Here is a 17,984-nt window from a genome sequence, read left to right on the forward strand (position 1 = left end):
CCGTGTTATGCTGCCCGTTCCCCCCCAGACGGAGTGCTTATGCGTATCGCCTTGATTGGCCTCGGCGACATTGCCCAGAAGGCCTACCTGCCCCTGCTCGCCGCCGACGCTCGGGTTACCCCGCTGCTGTGCACCCGTCATCCCGAGACACTGGCACACCTCGGCCGGCAGTACCGTATCCCCGAGCTGTTTACCGACCTGGACGCCTTGCTGGCCGCCCGTCCCGATGCTGTGATGATCCACGCCGCCACCCGGGCCCACGGCGAGCTAGCGAGGGCCGCTCTGGGGGCTGGGATCCCCACCTTCGTGGACAAGCCCCTGTGCGACAGCGCCGACCAGGCCGAGCGTCTGTGCGAACTGGCCCTGGCCCGCAACTGCCCCCTCTTCGTCGGCTTTAACCGCCGCTACCTGCCGGCCATGGAGGCGGCGCGCCGTCAGCCGCTGACCGAGCTGCACTGGCATAAGCATCGCCACGCCTTGCCGGGGCTGGCGCGAGAATTTATTTTTGACGACTTCATCCATGTGCTCGATGCCCTCTGTCACTTCGGTGGCGTGCCACAAGGAGAGGTTCATACGGTGCTGCGAGCCTCATCCCGGGACCCACACCTGCTGGCCGCGGTGAGCGTCGGTTGGGAGAGCGACGGGCGCGCCATCGGCGGCAGCATGAACCGCAGCGCCGGGGTCACCGAGGAGCGCATCAGCGCCTATGGAGAGGATCTCTCGCTGCATCTTGAGAGCTGTACCCGCGGCACCCTGGCCCGTGACGGGGTGGTGCAGCGGCTTGAGCCGGGCGACTGGCAGCCGGTGCTGGCCCAGCGCGGCTTCGCCCCCATGCTCGAGCACTGGTATCACCAGATAGGGGCCGGGGTCGCCGACTCCGGGCTTATCGACTCCTACCTGCATAGCCATCGGTTGGCCGAGCGGCTGGTGGTCAGGGCAGAGCACCTCCACACCCCCTGCTAGAGAGGGCGCTGCCGGCAGCAGGCGGGCACTGCGGGTCTGGCGCGCCTGAGGAAGAGAGCACGGAGCCTTGCCAGCACCCTGCGTGTCAGGGGAGGCCTGCCGGTGTCTACCACTGTGCAGGGGTGATGACGGGGTCTTAGCCAGTGGCGGTGGGGGTAGATATGATCGTTCATGATGGCGCTCCTGGATGGGATGCCTGCATCTTGGTCGGAAAAAAGGTGTAGTAAAATTGAAGAGGTGGTAAAAGAAACTACACCTTTAATCCGGAGAGGCGACGATGAGTCAGAGGCGGCGTTTGTTGCAGCTGGAGCGCAAGTTGGGTCCACAAGGAGAGGGGGAGATTACCCTCGATGAGTTGGCGCAGGTCTTTAGCTGTTCCCGCCGCAACATCCAGTTGGTACTGGCTTCTCTGATCGACGCAGGGTGGATCCGTTGGTCGCCGGGGCGGGGGAGGGGAAACAGGTCACGAGTCGCGTTACTACGTAGTCACCATCAGCTCACGATGCAGGAGGCCGAAGAGGCGTGTCAGAGGGGACAGCTCGATCTGGCCATGGCCCTGCTCGAGGAGATCGGTGCGCGGGCGGAGTTTGGCAGCCTGCTGAGCCAGATGGTGCAACAGCGCCGCTGTGTGGACGGGATCATCATCCCCATGGCTTGTCCCATCATAGAGTTGGATACGGCCCGAACCAGTAGCAGCAGTGCGCTGCATATCATCGAGCATCTTTACGATGGCTTGCTTGAAGTCTCCCCCTTCGACGGTACTCTGCAACCGGCGTTGGCACACCACTGGGAAGAGCGGGAAGAGGGGCTCTGCTGGCACTTTTGGTTGCGCAGTGGGGTTCGCTTTCACCATGGCCCCCTGCTGGATGCCGATGATGTGGTGCGCACGCTCGAGCGGCTGAGGGATCCTGCGAGTCTCTTTTATCCCCTTTATATGCATATCGTTGAGGTGCGGGCCCTCTCGCCGTTAAAAGTGGAAGTGCGTCTGGCCCACCCCGATCCCTTTTTATTACCACTGCTGGCCAATCCCCATAGCCGGATCATCGCCAGCGAGGGTAGCCACGATGGAGTGGGGCGTTTCACCCCCTTCGGCACGGGCCCTTTCAAGTTGCAGCAACGCAGCGAGCACCACCTTATCTTGCAGCGTCACGAACACTATTGGGGACTCTTGCCACAGCTGGAGCAGATAGAGATCTGGCACCTGCTTCCCTCGCACAGGCAGCCCAGCCTATGGCTGCACACGAACCCCAGTCAGCATCCGCAAGGGGATGCGGTCAACCAGATCCACGAGACGGCAGGCTGTTTCTATCTCATCTTTCATCACCTGAGCCCCCTCTGGCAGACGGAGGCTCGACGTCAGACCCTTTGGCACTATCTGGAGCAGGCGCGCCACACTACCCACGACATGGTGCCGGCCAACTCCATTTTTCCAAGTGGCTATATGCTTCCCCCTCTCAGTCCTGAACTCCTGCCGTGGACGCCCCTGGACCGACCGCTTCGTATCGCCTCTGCCGATAATGAGCGCTGCCAGCGGCAGCGCCACTGGCTAGAGCAGAGTCTCGCGCGGTTGGGGATCGCCTGCGAATGGTTGGCCTTGCCAGAATCGGGCTGTGATATGGGATCACTGGAAGAGGCCGATCTGCTGCTACTGGCCGAGGTACTCGACAGCCAGGAGGAGTGGGGGCTTTTTGAGGTACTCATCGCCAGTACGGGGATCACCATGGGGCTGGGGCAAATGGCGCACAGGCAGATGGCCGAGATGCTGCGCTCGCACCTCGCCCATTGCCGAGCGCAAGAGCGGCTTGCTCTCTTCTTGCAGCAGGAGGCTCAGCTCTGTAGCCAATATCGCTACCTCCCCCTCTTTCGCCTGCAGGAACATGTCATCTTCGATCCGCGTTTGCGGGGCGTCGTGGTCAACCATCAGGGATATTGTTCATTCAAACATCTCTGGCTCGACGAGCCCGAGTTGGGGGTCAATATCTGCGCCCATGAAGAGGCCAGTGGAGCCGGGTGAGCGCCTTTAGTTCACCTGGGCTTTGTTCTATAATCGGCGCGCTTTTATCCGGGACGACACCATGATTTCGAAGAACCAACTCAAATTGCTGCGCGCGTTAGGGCAGAAGAAACAGCGCAAGGCGCTCGGCCTCTTTCTGGTTCAGGGTGAGAAGAACGTTCTGGAGCTGGCCAACAGCGACCTGGTGGTCAAACAGATCTTCGCCACCCCCGAGTTTCTCGCCCAGCATGGTGAGGCCTTGCGCCGCTACGAGTGCATCGACGCCGACCTTGAGGATCTCACCAAGGCCAGCACCCTGGTCAGCAACAATGCGGCGATCGCCGTAGTGGCCATTCCCGAGGTGGCGGTGCCCAAGGCCCGGGGGCTGATGATTGCCCTCGACGGGGTCTCCGATCCTGGCAATCTCGGCACCATCATTCGCCTGGCCGACTGGTATGGCATCCAGCATATCGTCGCCAGCCAGGACAGCGCCGATCCCTACAACCCCAAGACCATCAGCGCCACCATGGGCAGCTTTGGCCGGGTGCAGGTGAGCCAGGTCGACTTGCCCGACTATCTGGCTAAGGCGGGTCTGCCCGTCTATGGCGCCTTCCTGGAAGGGGAGAGCATCCATCGCACCGCCTTCCAGGCCGAAGGGATCCTGCTGATGGGGAGTGAATCCCACGGCATTCGCGAGCAGGCCGCCCGCTGTGTGACCGACAAGATCACCATTCCCGCCTTTGGCGGCGCCGAGTCGCTCAACGTCGCCATGGCAACCGGCATCATCCTCGATAACATGCGCCGCCAGCATGGCTGACGAGTGCCTCAGGGATAAAAAAAGCGTCGGTTCTGCCGACGCTTTTTTTTTGTGAGCTCGCAGCGCTTACTGCTTGAGCATGCCGATCTTGCCCGGCACCCCGTCCCAGCGCTCGGCCTCGTCCATCGCCGGCTTGACCTCGGTCAGGTTGGGCCACAGCTCCGAGAGCTCGGCGTTGAGTTCGATAAAGAGGCGATCGTCGCCCACCAGCTCGTCTTCCTGGAAGATGGCCTGGGCCGTGCATTCCGGCACACACAGACCGCAGTCGATGCACTCGACCGGGTTGATCACCATGAAGTTCGGTCCCTCATGGAATGCATCGGCCGGGCAGACCGCCACACAGTCGGTGTATTTACACTGGATACAGTTCTCGGTGACGACAAACGCCATGACTCTTCGCTCTATTCTGGTTAGCCGCAGCGCACACGCGAAGTACACGCAAAAATGGAGAACGGGGATGATACTGAGCGGCCGCTAAAATTCAACCAAAGCCTTGGCAAGTGTAGCCTCCGGGAGCCGGTTTCCGGTCGCGGGTGTGCAGACAGGCCAGGGATTGGCCCCCTGCCGGCGGGCGTGTCTGCCTCGAGCCCTTATCGACAAGCGAGTATGACAGGAGGGGGGAATTTTCGTAAAATGCGCGCCATTGTGAGCCGCCACCCCGGTGGTGAGGCTAAGACACCCATTATCCACGAGACATCCCATGATACGTTTAACCGAACTTAAGCTGCCGCTCGATCACGAGGAAGGGGCGCTGCACGAGGCGATTGCCGCCAAGCTGGCCATTCCTGCCGGGCAGGTGCTCTCCTTTAGCCTGTTTAAACGTGGCTACGATGCTCGTAAGAAGAACAACATCCAGCTCATCTACACAGTGGATGTGGAGGTGGCCAACCCCGAGCCGCTGCTGGCCAAGTTCAAGAATGACCCCCAGGTGCGCCCGACCCCTGACATGGACTACAAGTTTGTGGCCAAGGCCCCTGACAACCTGCAAGAGCGCCCCCTGGTGATCGGTTTCGGTCCCTGTGGCCTGTTTGCCGGCCTGGTGCTGGCTCAGATGGGCTTTAACCCCATCATCGTCGAGCGCGGCAAGGAGGTGCGTGAGCGCACCAAGGACACCTTCGGTTTCTGGCGCAAGCGCACCCTGAACCCCGAGTCCAACGTGCAGTTTGGCGAGGGCGGGGCGGGCACCTTCTCCGATGGCAAGCTCTACAGCCAGGTCAAGGATCCCAACTTCTATGGCCGCAAGGTGATCACCGAGTTCGTCGAGGCGGGCGCCCCGGAGGAGATCCTCTATGTGAGCAAGCCCCACATCGGCACCTTCAAGCTGGTGACCATGATCGAGAAGATGCGGGCGAAAATCCTCGAGCTGGGCGGCGAGATCCGCTTTAGCACCCGGGTTGACGACATCCACATGGAAGAGGGGCAGATAACCGGGGTAACCCTCTCCAATGGCGAGGAGATCAAGACGCGCCACGTGGTGCTCGCGGTCGGCCACAGCGCCCGTGACACCTTCGAGATGCTCTACGAGCGCGGCGTCTACATGGAGGCCAAGCCCTTCTCGGTCGGTTTTCGTATCGAGCACAAGCAGTCGATGATCGATGCCGCCCGCTTCGGGCCGAGCGCCGGCCACCCGATCCTGGGGGCCGCGGACTACAAGCTGGTGCACCACTGCAAGAATGGCCGCACCGTCTACAGCTTCTGCATGTGCCCGGGCGGCACTGTGGTGGCGGCCACCTCGGAAGAGGGGCGCGTGGTGACCAACGGCATGAGCCAATACTCGCGCGCCGAGCGCAACGCCAACAGCGCCATCGTGGTCGGCATCTCGCCGGAGCAGGACTACCCCGGGGATCCCCTGGCGGGCATTCGTCTGCAGCGCGAGCTGGAGGCCAATGCCTATCGCCTCGGCGGCGAGACCTACGACGCGCCGGCCCAGAAGATCGGCGACTTCCTCAAGGGGCGTAAACCCGGCGAGCTGGGGGACGTGCAGCCCTCCTTCACCCCGGGGATTCATCTGACCGATCTCTCCAAGGCCCTGCCGGCCTTTGCCATCGAGGCGATCCGCGAGGCCATCCCCGCCTTCGATCGCCAGATCAAGGGCTTCGCTTCGGAAGACGGCTTGCTGACCGGGGTCGAGACCCGTACCTCCTCGCCCGTCTGCATCAAGCGCGGCAAGGATTACCAGAGCATCAACCTCAAGGGCTTCTACCCGGCCGGTGAAGGCGCCGGTTACGCGGGAGGCATCCTCTCGGCGGGGATCGACGGCATCAAGGTCGCCGAGGCGGTGGCCCTCGACATGCTGGCCAGCCTGCAGCAGGCGTAAGGCGTCAGGCAAGAAAAAAGAGCTCGTTTGAGCTCTTTTTTATGTGTGTGAAGGGGTCAGGGCGTGCGCGCGTTGAGCGCATCGGCCAGGGGGCGTAGCAGATCCTCATCGTCCCAGTAGTGGGTATGGCTGGCCGGATTCCAGGCGCTGAATACGCCGCCGACATTGATCTCTCTATCGTTGATCCACTCATAACTGCTGCCGAGGGGGCGCAGCGGCCACCCCAGGGGATCGTCCCTGTCGTAGTAGTTATCCCAGATAAGGTCAGAGGGCTGCCGGGTAAAGCAGTGACGCTCCTCCAGGCCGCTGGTGAAAAGAGGGATGTTGCACCCCGTGGTGATGAGTCGCCTCAGAGAGGATAGGGCGCCAAAGGCCTCTTGCGGGGGCATGTGCTCGGGGGCGTTCGCAAACAGATATTGGCGATGCTGGGCGTCCCACAAATAGTTGGAGATCACCTGCGCCCCGAGGGAGTGGGCGAGGATAACCACGGGGCAGGATCTCTGCCCACACGCCTCCCAGGCAGCCAGCAGGGCCTGGTGTAGTCTCCCCTGTACCGCCAGGTAGCTGGCCGGCTCCCGGTGGGCACTGAACTCCAGGCTACCCGCATCGCCGAGATAGTGCAGCAGAAATGTGCGGATCGGTGCGCTATCGAGTGCATAGCGCTGGGTCATCGCCTGCCAGAGGCTATCCTGAGGCGCTTGCAGCAGGGAGGCATAATCGACCGGATGAAACGCCACCCTTGACCAACGCGCCCCCATCAGTTTGCCAAGCCGCGCACCCAGCGCCTCCGCGCCACCCCCGTCACGGCCCATGCCGTGCAGTGTGATGAGGACAATCTCTTTCATGTTCTCTCCTTCGGCGGGTGTCGCACATGCGGTGATACAAAATCGCGTGTCACTGGTATTATCCAGAGGACGGAGGTGTCTTCGGATTGCCGATATGTTGGTATCCGAGTGAATATATACACCCGATAGCATGAACAATATCAAGTCTTAATAAAACGGATTTTAGAATGAGGTGTTGACTAGACACTATCCGTTTATATGTCAGCTTTATTGTGTTTCCGTCTAGCCCCCTTTGCGCAATAAGCTTCGCGATTTATTTATACCTCCCATAACCTGATGACCTGCCACACAAGAGTGGTATATAGCCGCCGTCAAGCGATGAGCCTTTTACTCTTGGATGGGGACATGAGCTTGCTCTTACCGGGGAAACGTACGTAGACGCCAATGTCGATGGTGCCCATCTGGCTTTGCATGCGTCATTATTTTCTCGTGTTTTTAACGAAAATGACAAAGGCGGGCCTCATGGGAAAGACAGTCAATAATTCCGGGTCACAGAAATGGGATTATCGGTGTTGTCGAGGGGGCTTGTTGAGATCGTCTTATTTGCTGCAATAAAAAGACACCGGCGCAAGGCCGGTGTCCGGATGGTGTCCTCAGGCCTGGGGCGGGGTGCTCTCGGCGTTGGAGAGTACCGCATCCATCTGGATCAGGGCGCCTTCCGGCAGCTCGGCGACGCCGATCACGGTGCGAGCCGGCAGGTAGTCGGGGAAGTAGCGGGTATAGATGGCGTTGACCGCCTCCAGATCCTCGATGTTCTTCAGATGGATGTTGATCTTGACGATGTCATCCATCACGTGACCAATGCTCTCGACGATCGCCTTGAGCTGGGTCAGGCACTGGCCGGCCTGCTCCCTGACACACCCTGCCAGCACCTTGCCGGTGGCCGGATCGATGGGCAGTTGGCCGGCGATGTGGTTGTAGTGAGAGAAGGCGACAGTCTGGGTGTAGAGGGCACTGCGCGGCGCCAGATCCGTGTTACGGGGTCTGATCACCAGGCCGTGGCGATCCTCGACCAGTTGGGGCGGCGTGCCATCCCCGTGGGAGACAACCACGTCCATCTGTACCAGGGCATCCATGGGCAGGGCCGAGGTGCTGATGATGGAGCGAGCCGGCATATAAGCGGCGGCACGGGCGATCCCTGAATCGGGGAAGAAGGTGGTGTAGACCTCGTTGACGGCCTCCAGATCGGCGAGGCTTTTGAGGTAGACGTTGACGCGCACGATGTCGTCGAAGGGAACGTCGATGCTCTCCAGGATTGCCTTGATGTTCTTGAGGCACTGGGCTGCCTGGGCCTTGATGCCACCCTCGACCAGTTGGCCAGAGACCGGATCCAGCGGCAGCTGGGCCGAGACGTTGTTGTAGTGGGAGAAGGCCACCGTCTGGGTGGAGAAGGTGCTCTTGGGCGCGCGGTCGCTGTCGCGGGCCAGCTTGATCAGGGCGCAGGGGGCCTGGGGATGAGTCCCTTCGCCGTTGGAAATGATGGCGTCCATCTGTACCCGGGCCCCCAGCGGGAGGGCGGCAACGGCCAGCACGGAGCGGGTCGGCACATAGCCTGGGAAGAACTCGGTATAGACGGCGTTCACCGCCTCCAGATCCCCCATATCGCGCAGGAACAGGGTGATCTTGACCACATCGTCCATCACATGGCCGATGCTCTCGACGATGGCCTTGATATGGGTAAGGCACGCCCTGGCCTGAGCCTGGATATCCCCCTCGATCAGTTTGCCGGTAGCCAGGTCAACCGGCAGCTGGGCCGAGATGTTGTTGTAGTGGGAGAAGGCCACGCTCTGGGTGTAGGGACCCAGGTTCAGGGGAGCCTTGTCGGTATTTCTTGCCGCCTTGATGATAGTGCCACTCATGGGAGTCGACCTCGCTATGGATTATAAGGTTCAGGGTTTCCCTATCGATTCTTATGAGGCCGTCATCGGAGTCATTGATTGCTCAATGGTGACTCTGTGCTGCCGCTTATAGGGGGGGTGATAGGGGATATCGTTTCAGACAGGGGGGATTCTAGGAGTGGCCCGAAGCCGGATGCAAAACCAAAACCTATTTCTATGAGGCGTCTCAACGCTCTGAAATATCGTGCCATTGCTATTGATTTCAGGAGCGCTTGGCTATTTTTTAACGCCGGCAATGATGGGCTGGCCCCAGCGCTGGGCAGCCGTCTTCGGCAAGTGTGAATGCCAGGTTAAAGAGGCATGGGCCAAGATTGGCGATGCATTTAGCCTGCATGGATATCTATTTTCTGGGTACAGGTCACCCCTTCTCAATCGGGGGGAAATATGCTAGCAGCGGCCCGTTGCTGGTCGCCTGGAATGGAAGCTGGAATATCATGCAGCACCACTGCATGTAATAAAGCGGCGAGGGGCTCTGGCCGGGCTAACTGAGGTGCAGTGGCCCGCCTTTATGCAATGAAATTGCAGCGCCGCAGTGGCGAAAGCCAAGCCAGGCTCTGCTTGTGTGTCACAACAGGGCCGCACGCGCTGAAGGGATGGTGTCATTATGATGCTGGCGAGGGCGGCACCCAGGAACAGGTCTATTTGATGGGTGAGCTCTGTTCGGGGCTGTATCGAGGCAGGGCTGGGCCGCGAGTTCCAAGGGGGGGATGGTTTTCGAAGGGGGCTCAGACGTTAACAGAATGGGCCCCCGGCAGTGGCTTCACACAGTGGCGCAGCCAATGACGCAGTAATCGGCACCGCTCGATTGCAATTCGTCACGATCGGGTGGGTTGTGCCAGTCGACCGGGCCGTTGAGGAAAAACCAGCGCAGGCGTGGCAGGAAGAGGTTGAACCACTCGTCCTGAAAGAACTCAAAACCCTGGTTCCACTCCGGATCATCGGCCCAACCGGTTTGGAGGAAGTGCAGCCGGGTGCTCATCCCTTCGGGGACGAAGCGCAGGCAGACCTGGGTCTTCTGGTGGCGGATATGGGGTAGATGGGGAGGGAAATTCCAGCTGAAGCTGAGCAGGTCATAGGGCATCACCGCCATCATGCGACACCCCTCAGTGCCGCGCAGGCCATGGGCGTCATGGGGACGAAAATAGATCTCGAAGGGGCCATTGGGCTCGGCGACGACCAAGCAGTCGGGGGCCAGAAAGCTGCGGATACCTTGCTCCGTGGTCCAGGCATTCCAGACTGCCTCGACCGGGGCAGGGATCAGAATACTTCCTTCCAGCTGCTTGTTTTCCATCACGAACGCCCTCCTGGGTGAATGCCGTCGAGCCAGTATAGCCTCATCTGCCTCCAATGGGGGAGGTTAAATCGTGATCACTCTACTGGTCCGATATCTTTGTCAGTAAGCGTAGTGGCTATGGGGAAGGTGAACCACCTCGACCAGTCACAGCCACCTCTTCGTTTCACCACCGCATATACCGCAATACGCAGAGCTGTTCAGCGGGGCAAGAGGCCGCTTGGTGTCGGTTTGGTTAAGCAACCTCTGGCGCCAGGTTAGCTCGGGGCCAGGATAGGGAAAGGCCCCATAAGGGGCCTTTTAAGACAAGATCAGGACGGGTCGCCCTTGCTCGCGGTGGCGGGGGGCAGGGCCGGGCGTGACTCTATCTTCTGCTCATCCCCCTTCATGTTCTTGATGTAGACATCCATCTGGTTGAAGGCGATCTCGATGCCGTGCTCCTTGAAGAGCAGGTCGATGCGACGGTTCAGCTCATCGATGGCGGGGTTTCTGTCTCCCAGCTCGCTGACGAAGAAGCGCAGCTCGTGATCCAGCGTGCTGGGACCGAAGGTGAGGAAGTAGACCAGAGGCTCTGGCTCCTTGAGCACCCGGCTGTTCTCCTGGGCGGCTTGCAGCAGTAGCTTGCGGGTCATCTCGAGATCCGAACCATAGGCGACACCGACTCGCACAATCACACGGGTCACCGTATCGCTCAGAGACCAGTTGATCAGGCGCTCAGTCATCAACTGCTGGTTCGGGATGATCACCTCCTTGCGGTCGAAGTCGGTCAGGGTGGTGGCCCGGATCCGGATCTTCGAGACGGTGCCCGAGAAGGTACCTATGGTGACGGTATCGCCGATGCGTACCGGACGCTCGAACAGGATGATGATGCCCGAGACGAAGTTCGACACTATCTGCTGCATGCCGAAGCCGATACCGACCGACAGACCGGTGGCGACCCATTGCAGCTTGTCCCATTGCACCCCCATCAGGGAGAGGGAGACCAGCACACCCACGCTAATCAGCACATAGTTGAGCATGGTGGTGATGGCGTAGGCGGTGCCCTGGCCAAGGCGCAGGCGCGAGAGCACCAACACCTCGAGCAGACCCGGCAGGTTGCGGGCCAGCGACCAGGCGCCTCCCAGCATGAACAGACCGACCATGACGTCGCGCAGGCTCACCGGGAAGAGAACGGCATTGGTCCCTGTCCCTTCGCTCTTGTGCCACAGCACGATACCGTCGAGGTAGGAGAAGACCGCCACCAGATCGGACCAAAGCCAGTAGAAGGCAAAACCGAAGATGCCGAGCAGCACGATGCGGGTCAGACGCAGTGACTGCTGGCTCACATCTTCCAGATCCATCGGCTGCTCTTCGACCGTCTCTCCCCCTTCCGCATCTTCGGTCGCCTTGTGCTCGCGTTTGGCCACGGCTCGGCGCCAGGCCAGGCGGCGGGCCGCCAGCTCAAGACCACGCAGGGCGGTGCGGTAGACCAGGCTCCACAGCAGCATCAGGTAGAAAGATTCGATCAGGCGACCGGTCAGCTTGAGCGCCGTGTAGTAGTAGCCTGCCACCACCAGCACGATCAGCGCGACCGGGGCCAACGCCAGGGCCAGGGCCAGCAGATTCTGCCCTAGGCTCGCTTCACCCTTGATGCGGGCACGGCTGATGGGGAAGACCAGGTAAGCGGTCAGCGCCAGCAGGGCGATGGTGAAGGCCTGCCCGATCACGTCGTTGGCCAGGGTGGAGGGCTCTACCGTGCCCTTGGTGGAGAGCATGATGAGGGGCAGCAAGGGGAGCCAGAGGTAGCGCATGCTGGCGTGCTTGGCCTGCAGATCTCGCTTGGGCTGGCGGAAGTGGCTCTCGCCGATACCGCCCGGTTGCATCACGTCGAGATAGAGGCCGAACACCAGGTAGCCGAGGGCCAGGTTCACCGTCATCACGAAGATGAGCTTGGGGCTGAGCAGTCCGCAGTAGGTGAGCAGCAGGCCGACGGCGCCTATGGTCAGGCTGCCGGGCAGGCGGGTGATCAGGGCCCACAGCAGCGCCTTGGGGGTGTGCCACTGGCTGTCCTGGCGGAAGCGGCCGAGGTCTTTGCGGATCTTCTCTTGCTTGTGTTGCAGCAAGGGACGCTTCCAGCGCAGCAGGGCGGCGAGGAGCAGCATGGGCAGGGCCAGCAGGGTCACCGGCAGCAGCATCTCGCCCCATTGGCTCCAGTCGGGGCGAAGAGCCCACTCGCTGGACTGTTTGAAGGCCAGGCCAGGCCAGGCGATGAACCACTTGCCGTCGATGGGCTTGTTGCTGCTCACCCAGAAGATGTGTTGCTGCAGGGTGAACTCGATCTGGCTATAGACGCGCTGGATCTGTTGCTGGGTCAACTGCAGGCTGATGGCGGTGGTCAGCTGCGAATCGAGCTGACGGTTGAGCTGATCGAGCAGGGTAATGCGGGTATCCACCAGCTCACCCAGCTGGGCGCGGTCTTCGTCGGTGACGGGGTCGCCGCTCTGGGCGACCAGATTATCGATGTAGCTGCTCTTCTGGTAGAGCTGATCCCGCTGCTGGCTCAGCTCGAACTGGGCCAGGTGCAGATCGGCTATCTGCTCGGCCAGGTTCTTCACCAGCTGGGTCGGCGCACTCTCCAGCTGTTGGTAGAGCTGGTAGAGGATGCGTGACAACAGCAGGTTGCCCTTGAGCATCTCCACCTGCTCGTTGAGGTTACGCTCCATCTGGGTGCCGCGATCCAGCCAGCTCTTGGCCTGCAGGTTCTTCTGCACCAGTTGGTTGAGGTTGCCGGTGGCGGCGATGAGCTGCTGGCTCAGCTGATGATTGAGCTCCTGCTCACGCTGCACCAGGGGGCTATTGTCGTTGGCGACCAGCTCCCCGGTCTGCTCGGCGGTCTTCTCGGTCGCGCCCAGGCGCTTGGCGCTGATGCGCTCCTGCAGTACCTCCAGCCGTTGTTGTTCGGCGGAGAGTTTCAGGTTGACCAGGTCTCGTTGCTTGGTGGTGAACTCCTGGCGCTCGGTACGGCTGTCGAGCTCCTTTTGCAGTTGGGCAAGCTGTAGTTCGATGAGGGCCTGCTCTGCCTGCAGCTGCAACTTAGTAGCGGCGGAGACGTCGCCCCCGGTGAGCTGACCGCGGATATCCTGGCTGCGCTGGTAATCCCGGCTCATGGTGGCCTGGGCACGCTCCGGCAGGGTCTGCAACGAAGTAAGGCGACTGTTGATGGCGCCGAGCTGTTCCTGCAGGGTCTGCAGATTGGTCAGGGTCTCGCTCTGCAGGGCGTCGAGGCGCTCGAGGGGGAGCTTGTCATACTCCTTGGCCAGCGCTTCACGAGTCTTACCCTTGCCAAGGGCGGCCAGTTCGTTGGTGACGGCCTTGAGTTGTGCCGGCAGCTCGCGCAGCTGCTGGGCACTCTCCTTGGCCTTGCTCTTGGCCTTGGTGATGGCATCGAGAGTACCGAGCGCCTCGTTCAGACGCTTCTGATCCTCTTGCTGGCCCACCGTCAGGGTTTCCTGCTTGGTGAACTCGTCGAGCTGACGCTGGATCTGGTTACGGGTTGGGGGCTCCTGAGCCTGTACCGCGGGCAGCGTCAGTATCAGACTGGTCAGGACCAGCAGCGTGGCCTTGAGCACTCCTTTCTTCATGGTTCGCATAGGGATTCCGGTATTGCCATTGGGGTTGTGGATCGCTTGGGCGCGCGGATTCTATCACCGCCCAAGGGAGCGAGGCAGCGGGAGGACGAAAAAAAACCGGAGCCTCAAGGCTCCGGTTTTCTGCACTCGACAACCGAGGTCGTCAGCGACTTACTTCTTGATGCGGATAACCGGGGTTTCGCCCACGGTCACGGCGCCAGTCAGCTTGGTCAGCTCTTTGATCTCGTCCATGTTGGAGATGACGACCGGAGTCAGAGTTGACTTGGCCTTCTCTTCCAGCAGAGCCAGATCGAACTCGATGATCACGTCACCTTTCTTGACCTGTTGGCCTTCCTGAGCGATACGCTTGAAACCTTCGCCCTTCAGCTCGACGGTGTCGATACCGAAGTGGACGAACAGCTCGATGCCGCTGTCAGATTCCAGAGAGAAGGCGTGGTTGGTCTCGAAAATCTTGCCGATAGTACCGTCGCACGGAGCAACCATCTTGTTGCCAGCCGGCTTGATGGCGATGCCGTCGCCTACGATCTTCTCGGCAAACACGACATCCGGTACATCTTCGATCGGTACGATTTCACCGGACAGAGGGGCAAAGATTTCGATGCCGCCGGTGTCGCTGCTGTCGTCGGAGACCAGTTTCTTCAGTTTGTCGAACAGACCCATAGTTAAAGCTCCTAGAGAAAGATTGTCGCTGTTTGCTGCCGATCTTAGCAGACTGCCTTCTGCTTGATAAAGCTATCGACGCAGGCTTCGATTTCGGCGGCGGTTGCAAAGCTCAGAGCTTGGTCTGCCATCGCCTTCACATCTTCGAAGTTGGTGTTGCGGATGAGCTTCTTGATGCGCGGGATAGAAATGGCGCTCATGGAGAACTCGTCCAGCCCCATGCCGAGCAGCAGCAGGGTAGCACGCTCGTCACCAGCCAGCTCGCCGCACATACCGGTCCACTTGCCTTCGGCGTGGGACGCGTCGATCACCATCTTGATGAGATTCAGGACGGAGGGCGACAGCGGGTTGTACATGGCGGAGATCATCTCGTTGCCACGGTCCACAGCCAGGGTGTACTGGGTCAGATCGTTGGTACCGATGCTGAAGAAGTCCACTTCCTTGGCCAGGTGGTGAGCCATCACGGCGGCAGCCGGTGTCTCGACCATGATACCCACTTCGATGGCTTCATCAAAGGCATGGCCTTCGGCGCGCAGTTCGGCCTTCAGCTGTTCCACGGTGGCCTTGAGGCTGCGGAACTCCTCGACGGAGATGATCATCGGGAACATGATGCGCAGTTTGCCAAAGGCGGAGGCACGCAGGATGGCGCGCAGCTGGGCGTTCATGATGTCGGCACGGTCGAAGAAGATACGCACGGCGCGCCAACCCAGGAACGGGTTCATCTCCTTCGGGAAGTTCATGTAGGGCAGTTCCTTGTCGCCACCGATGTCCATGGTACGGACGATGATCGGCTGGTTCGGCATGGCGGCGGCCACTTCTTTGTACGCCTGGAACTGCTCGTCTTCGCTCGGCAGAGCGTCACGGTCCATAAACAGGAATTCGGTGCGATAGAGACCGACACCTTCGGCGCCGTTGCGGATGGCACCCTCGGTATCCTTGACGGTACCTATGTTGGCGCATACCTCGACCTGATGACCATCGAGGGTGATAGCCGGCAGATCCTTGAGCTTGGCCAGCTCATCTTTCTCGGCCTGATAGCGGCTCTGGGTCTCTTTGAACTGGGCCAGTTCGGCGTCGCTCGGATTGATCACCACTCTGTTGTTGATGGCGTCGAGCAGGAGCATGTCGCCATTCTTGACACGGTTGGTGATGTCGTTGGTGCCCACAATGGCCGGCAGCTCGAGAGAGCGCGCCATGATGGAGGTGTGGGAGGTACGACCACCGATATCGGTGACGAAGCCCAGCACGTATTTCAGGTTGATCTGAGCGGTTTCGGACGGGGTCAGGTCTTTGGCGACCAGGATCACCTCTTCGTCGATGGTGCTCAGGTTGACAACGGGGATGCCCAGGGTGTTCTTGATGAGGCGAGTGCCGATGTCACGGAAGTCGGTGGCTCGTTCGCGCAGATAGGGGTCATCGAGTTCTGCCATCATGCGGGCATACTGCTCGATGACCTCATAGATTGCACGGTCAGCCGAAGCCTGGTTCTCTTTGATGAAGGACTTGATATCGCCTTCCAGCTCCTCATCTTCGAGCAGCATGATGTGGCCTTCGAAGATGGCCTCTTTCTCTTCACCGAAGGTGCGACCGGCCATCTCTTTGATGGCGTCCAGCTGAACAGCTGACTTGGAACGTGCTTCGATGAAGCGACTGATTTCGCTCTCGACCTGGCTCTCTGCAATGGGAGCCTGGTTGATCACGATCTCTTCTTCTTTCAGGAGCAGCGCCTTGCCGAATGCAATGCCGGGGGACGCCAGAATGCCAGATATCATAACCCTATCCTAAATAGAACCTAAGACTGTGGGGGAGGGAAAAGCCGGATTACTCCAGCTCGTCCATCAGGGCGACCAGCTTTTCAACGGCCTTCTGGGCATCCGGACCGTCGGCCTGGATGGTGACCTGAGTGCCCTTGGTCAGACCCAGAGTCTGCAGCTTGAACAGGCTCTTGGCGCTGGCGGACTTGCCGCCGGAGACCACGGTGATCTCGCTCTGGAACTCTTTGGCTTCTTTGACGAACTGAGCTGCCGGACGGGTGTGCAGGCCGTTTTCAGCAGTGATAACTACAGACTTCTCGTACATGGTTTCACCCCATATTATTGATATTTTCACGTCCAGATCGGTACATGTAACCGTTTTCCGAACCGTTTAACTAAGCATATGTTGTAAAGTAACGAAATCGAACTGGCAAAGGCTTAATCCAGGTCAATTTTCTGTGTACTTCTCCGCGAAGAGAGGCATTTTTTTTCGTCATTTCTCTCTGCAGGCCGCATGGCGTCGGGCTTGGAGATTATTTCATAACGAAAAATAACACTATGTTACTTTGTGATACCTTGCAGGCAAAAATGCCTTGACGGGCCATAGAATATGAGATTTATCACAGATTGTCTGCTCTTTTTGTCGCGCCAGAGTATGTTATTTTACCCCTTAAAATAAGGGCTTCGTTCATGTCTGATGTCGAAGAGGCTAGTCAAAGGAGTAACGGCGCTCAAGTGAGCGCCGTTACGGGGAAGGGGGCTGAGGGGAAGGAGATGGCTTACTGCTGTAGCTCCTGCTCGGTGAAGAGACCGGCAAACAGGGCGCTGGAGAGATAGCGCTCCGCGGCACTCGGCAGTATGACCACTATGGTCTTGCCCTCGAACTCCGGCAGCTCGGCCAGGCGATTGGCGGCGACCACGGCAGCGCCTGAGCTGATGCCGGCCAAGATCCCCTCTTCTTCCATCAGGCGGCGCGCCATCTTGATGGCGTCGTCACTGGTGACCTGCTCGACCCGATCGAGCAGCGACAGGTCCAGGTTGCCCGGGATGAAGCCGGCACCGATCCCCTGGATCTTGTGGGGGCCGGGTTTGAGCTCCTCGCCGGCCAGCTTCTGGCTGATGACGGGCGATTCGGCCGGCTCGACGGCGACCGACACCACGGCCTTGCCTTTGGTTTGCTTGAGGTAGCGAGAGACACCTGTGATGGTGCCGCCGGTGCCGACACCGGCCACGAACACGTCAACCTCGCCGTCGGTGGCTTCCCAGATCTCGGGACCCGTGGTCTTTTCGTGGATCTCCGGGTTGGCCGGGTTCTCAAATTGTTGCAGCAGCACATACTTGTCGGGGTCGGAGGCGAGGATCTCGTTGGCCTTGGCGATGGCGCCCTTCATGCCGAGGGGGCCTTCGGTCAACACCAGCTTGGCACCGAGGGCCTTGAGCAGCTTGCGACGCTCCAGACTCATGGTGGCCGGCATGGTGAGGGTGATAGGATAACCACGAGCCGCTGCCACGAAGGCCAGGGCGATGCCGGTATTGCCGCTGGTCGGTTCGATCAGTTCCTTACCGGCTTTGAGGACGCCGCGTTTTTCGGCATCCCAGATCAGATTGGCGCCGATCCGGCACTTGACGCTGAAGCTGGGATTGCGGCTCTCTATCTTGGCCAGGACACGCCCCTTGCTCACGCGATTGAGACGAACGAGCGGGGTATTGCCGATGGTCAGACTGTTGTCCTCGTAGATCTTGCTCATGGTACAGGTCCCTGTGGTGTCGGTCGAATATGGGTTAAGAGTAACGCCTCGAGTCTGAATGAGAAGTGA

13 protein-coding genes are annotated in these 17,984 nt (G+C 60.1%); 4 read left to right on the top strand and 9 right to left on the bottom strand.

What is annotated here, in order from left to right; all coding sequences use genetic code 11:
* Positions 1-39: 39 nt before the first annotated feature.
* The 3 genes from BN1121_RS09510 to BN1121_RS09520 all read left to right on the top strand — a co-directional run bounded on the left by BN1121_RS09510 (position 40) and on the right by BN1121_RS09520 (position 3,773).
* Entirely contained in the window at positions 40-963 is a 924-nt protein-coding gene (locus BN1121_RS09510; protein WP_005356916.1) for a Gfo/Idh/MocA family protein, read from the top strand.
* Between the two features lie 277 nt (positions 964-1,240).
* Positions 1,241-2,977, top strand: a complete 1,737-nt coding sequence (locus BN1121_RS09515) for an ABC transporter substrate-binding protein (protein WP_082038237.1) — start codon at positions 1,241-1,243, stop codon at positions 2,975-2,977.
* A gap of 61 nt (positions 2,978-3,038) precedes the next feature.
* A complete protein-coding gene (locus BN1121_RS09520; RefSeq protein WP_005356921.1) occupies positions 3,039-3,773 on the top strand; it encodes an RNA methyltransferase in 735 nt (244 codons plus the stop codon).
* A gap of 66 nt (positions 3,774-3,839) precedes the next feature.
* Here BN1121_RS09520 and fdxA read toward each other — a convergent pair whose 3' ends face one another.
* Positions 3,840-4,163 carry a ferredoxin FdxA gene (gene fdxA / locus BN1121_RS09525; RefSeq protein WP_005356923.1) on the bottom strand — a complete coding sequence of 108 codons (324 nt, stop codon included), beginning with the start codon at positions 4,161-4,163 and terminating at the stop codon, positions 3,840-3,842.
* Positions 4,164-4,473: 310 nt separating this feature from the next.
* Here fdxA and BN1121_RS09530 point away from each other — a divergent pair, with 310 nt between their 5' ends.
* Positions 4,474-6,090 carry an NAD(P)/FAD-dependent oxidoreductase gene (locus tag BN1121_RS09530; RefSeq protein ID WP_005356925.1) on the top strand — a complete coding sequence of 539 codons (1,617 nt, stop codon included), beginning with the start codon at positions 4,474-4,476 and terminating at the stop codon, positions 6,088-6,090.
* 56 nt (positions 6,091-6,146) lie between these two features.
* Here BN1121_RS09530 and BN1121_RS09535 read toward each other — a convergent pair whose 3' ends face one another.
* The 8 genes from BN1121_RS09535 to cysK all read right to left on the bottom strand — a co-directional run bounded on the left by BN1121_RS09535 (position 6,147) and on the right by cysK (position 17,915).
* Positions 6,147-6,935, bottom strand: coding sequence for a hypothetical protein (locus BN1121_RS09535; protein ID WP_005356926.1), 789 nt, complete (start codon positions 6,933-6,935; stop codon positions 6,147-6,149).
* A 593-nt stretch (positions 6,936-7,528) separates the two neighbouring features.
* Positions 7,529-8,794 (bottom strand): RidA family protein, encoded by a 1,266-nt coding sequence (locus BN1121_RS09540; protein ID WP_005356929.1) that lies wholly within the window; start codon positions 8,792-8,794, stop codon positions 7,529-7,531.
* A 799-nt stretch (positions 8,795-9,593) separates the two neighbouring features.
* Positions 9,594-10,124, bottom strand: a complete 531-nt coding sequence (locus BN1121_RS09545) for an SRPBCC family protein (RefSeq protein ID WP_005356932.1) — start codon at positions 10,122-10,124, stop codon at positions 9,594-9,596.
* A gap of 311 nt (positions 10,125-10,435) precedes the next feature.
* Positions 10,436-13,753: a mechanosensitive channel MscK gene (gene mscK / locus BN1121_RS09550; RefSeq protein WP_005356935.1), complete on the bottom strand. Its 3,318-nt coding sequence runs from the start codon at positions 13,751-13,753 to the stop codon at positions 10,436-10,438.
* Between the two features lie 150 nt (positions 13,754-13,903).
* Positions 13,904-14,413 (bottom strand): PTS glucose transporter subunit IIA, encoded by a 510-nt coding sequence (gene crr, locus BN1121_RS09555; RefSeq protein ID WP_005356937.1) that lies wholly within the window; start codon positions 14,411-14,413, stop codon positions 13,904-13,906.
* Between the two features lie 44 nt (positions 14,414-14,457).
* On the bottom strand, positions 14,458-16,185 hold the full coding sequence (ptsI, locus tag BN1121_RS09560; RefSeq protein ID WP_005356940.1) for a phosphoenolpyruvate-protein phosphotransferase PtsI: 1,728 nt from the start codon (positions 16,183-16,185) through the stop codon (positions 14,458-14,460).
* A gap of 49 nt (positions 16,186-16,234) precedes the next feature.
* Positions 16,235-16,492 carry an HPr family phosphocarrier protein gene (locus BN1121_RS09565; RefSeq protein ID WP_005356942.1) on the bottom strand — a complete coding sequence of 86 codons (258 nt, stop codon included), beginning with the start codon at positions 16,490-16,492 and terminating at the stop codon, positions 16,235-16,237.
* 454 nt (positions 16,493-16,946) lie between these two features.
* Positions 16,947-17,915 (bottom strand): cysteine synthase A, encoded by a 969-nt coding sequence (gene cysK, locus BN1121_RS09570; RefSeq protein WP_005356945.1) that lies wholly within the window; start codon positions 17,913-17,915, stop codon positions 16,947-16,949.
* Positions 17,916-17,984 lie beyond the last annotated feature (69 nt).

The organism is Aeromonas diversa CDC 2478-85, from assembly GCF_000819805.1.
Classification (GTDB): Bacteria; Pseudomonadota; Gammaproteobacteria; order Enterobacterales; family Aeromonadaceae; genus Aeromonas; species Aeromonas diversa.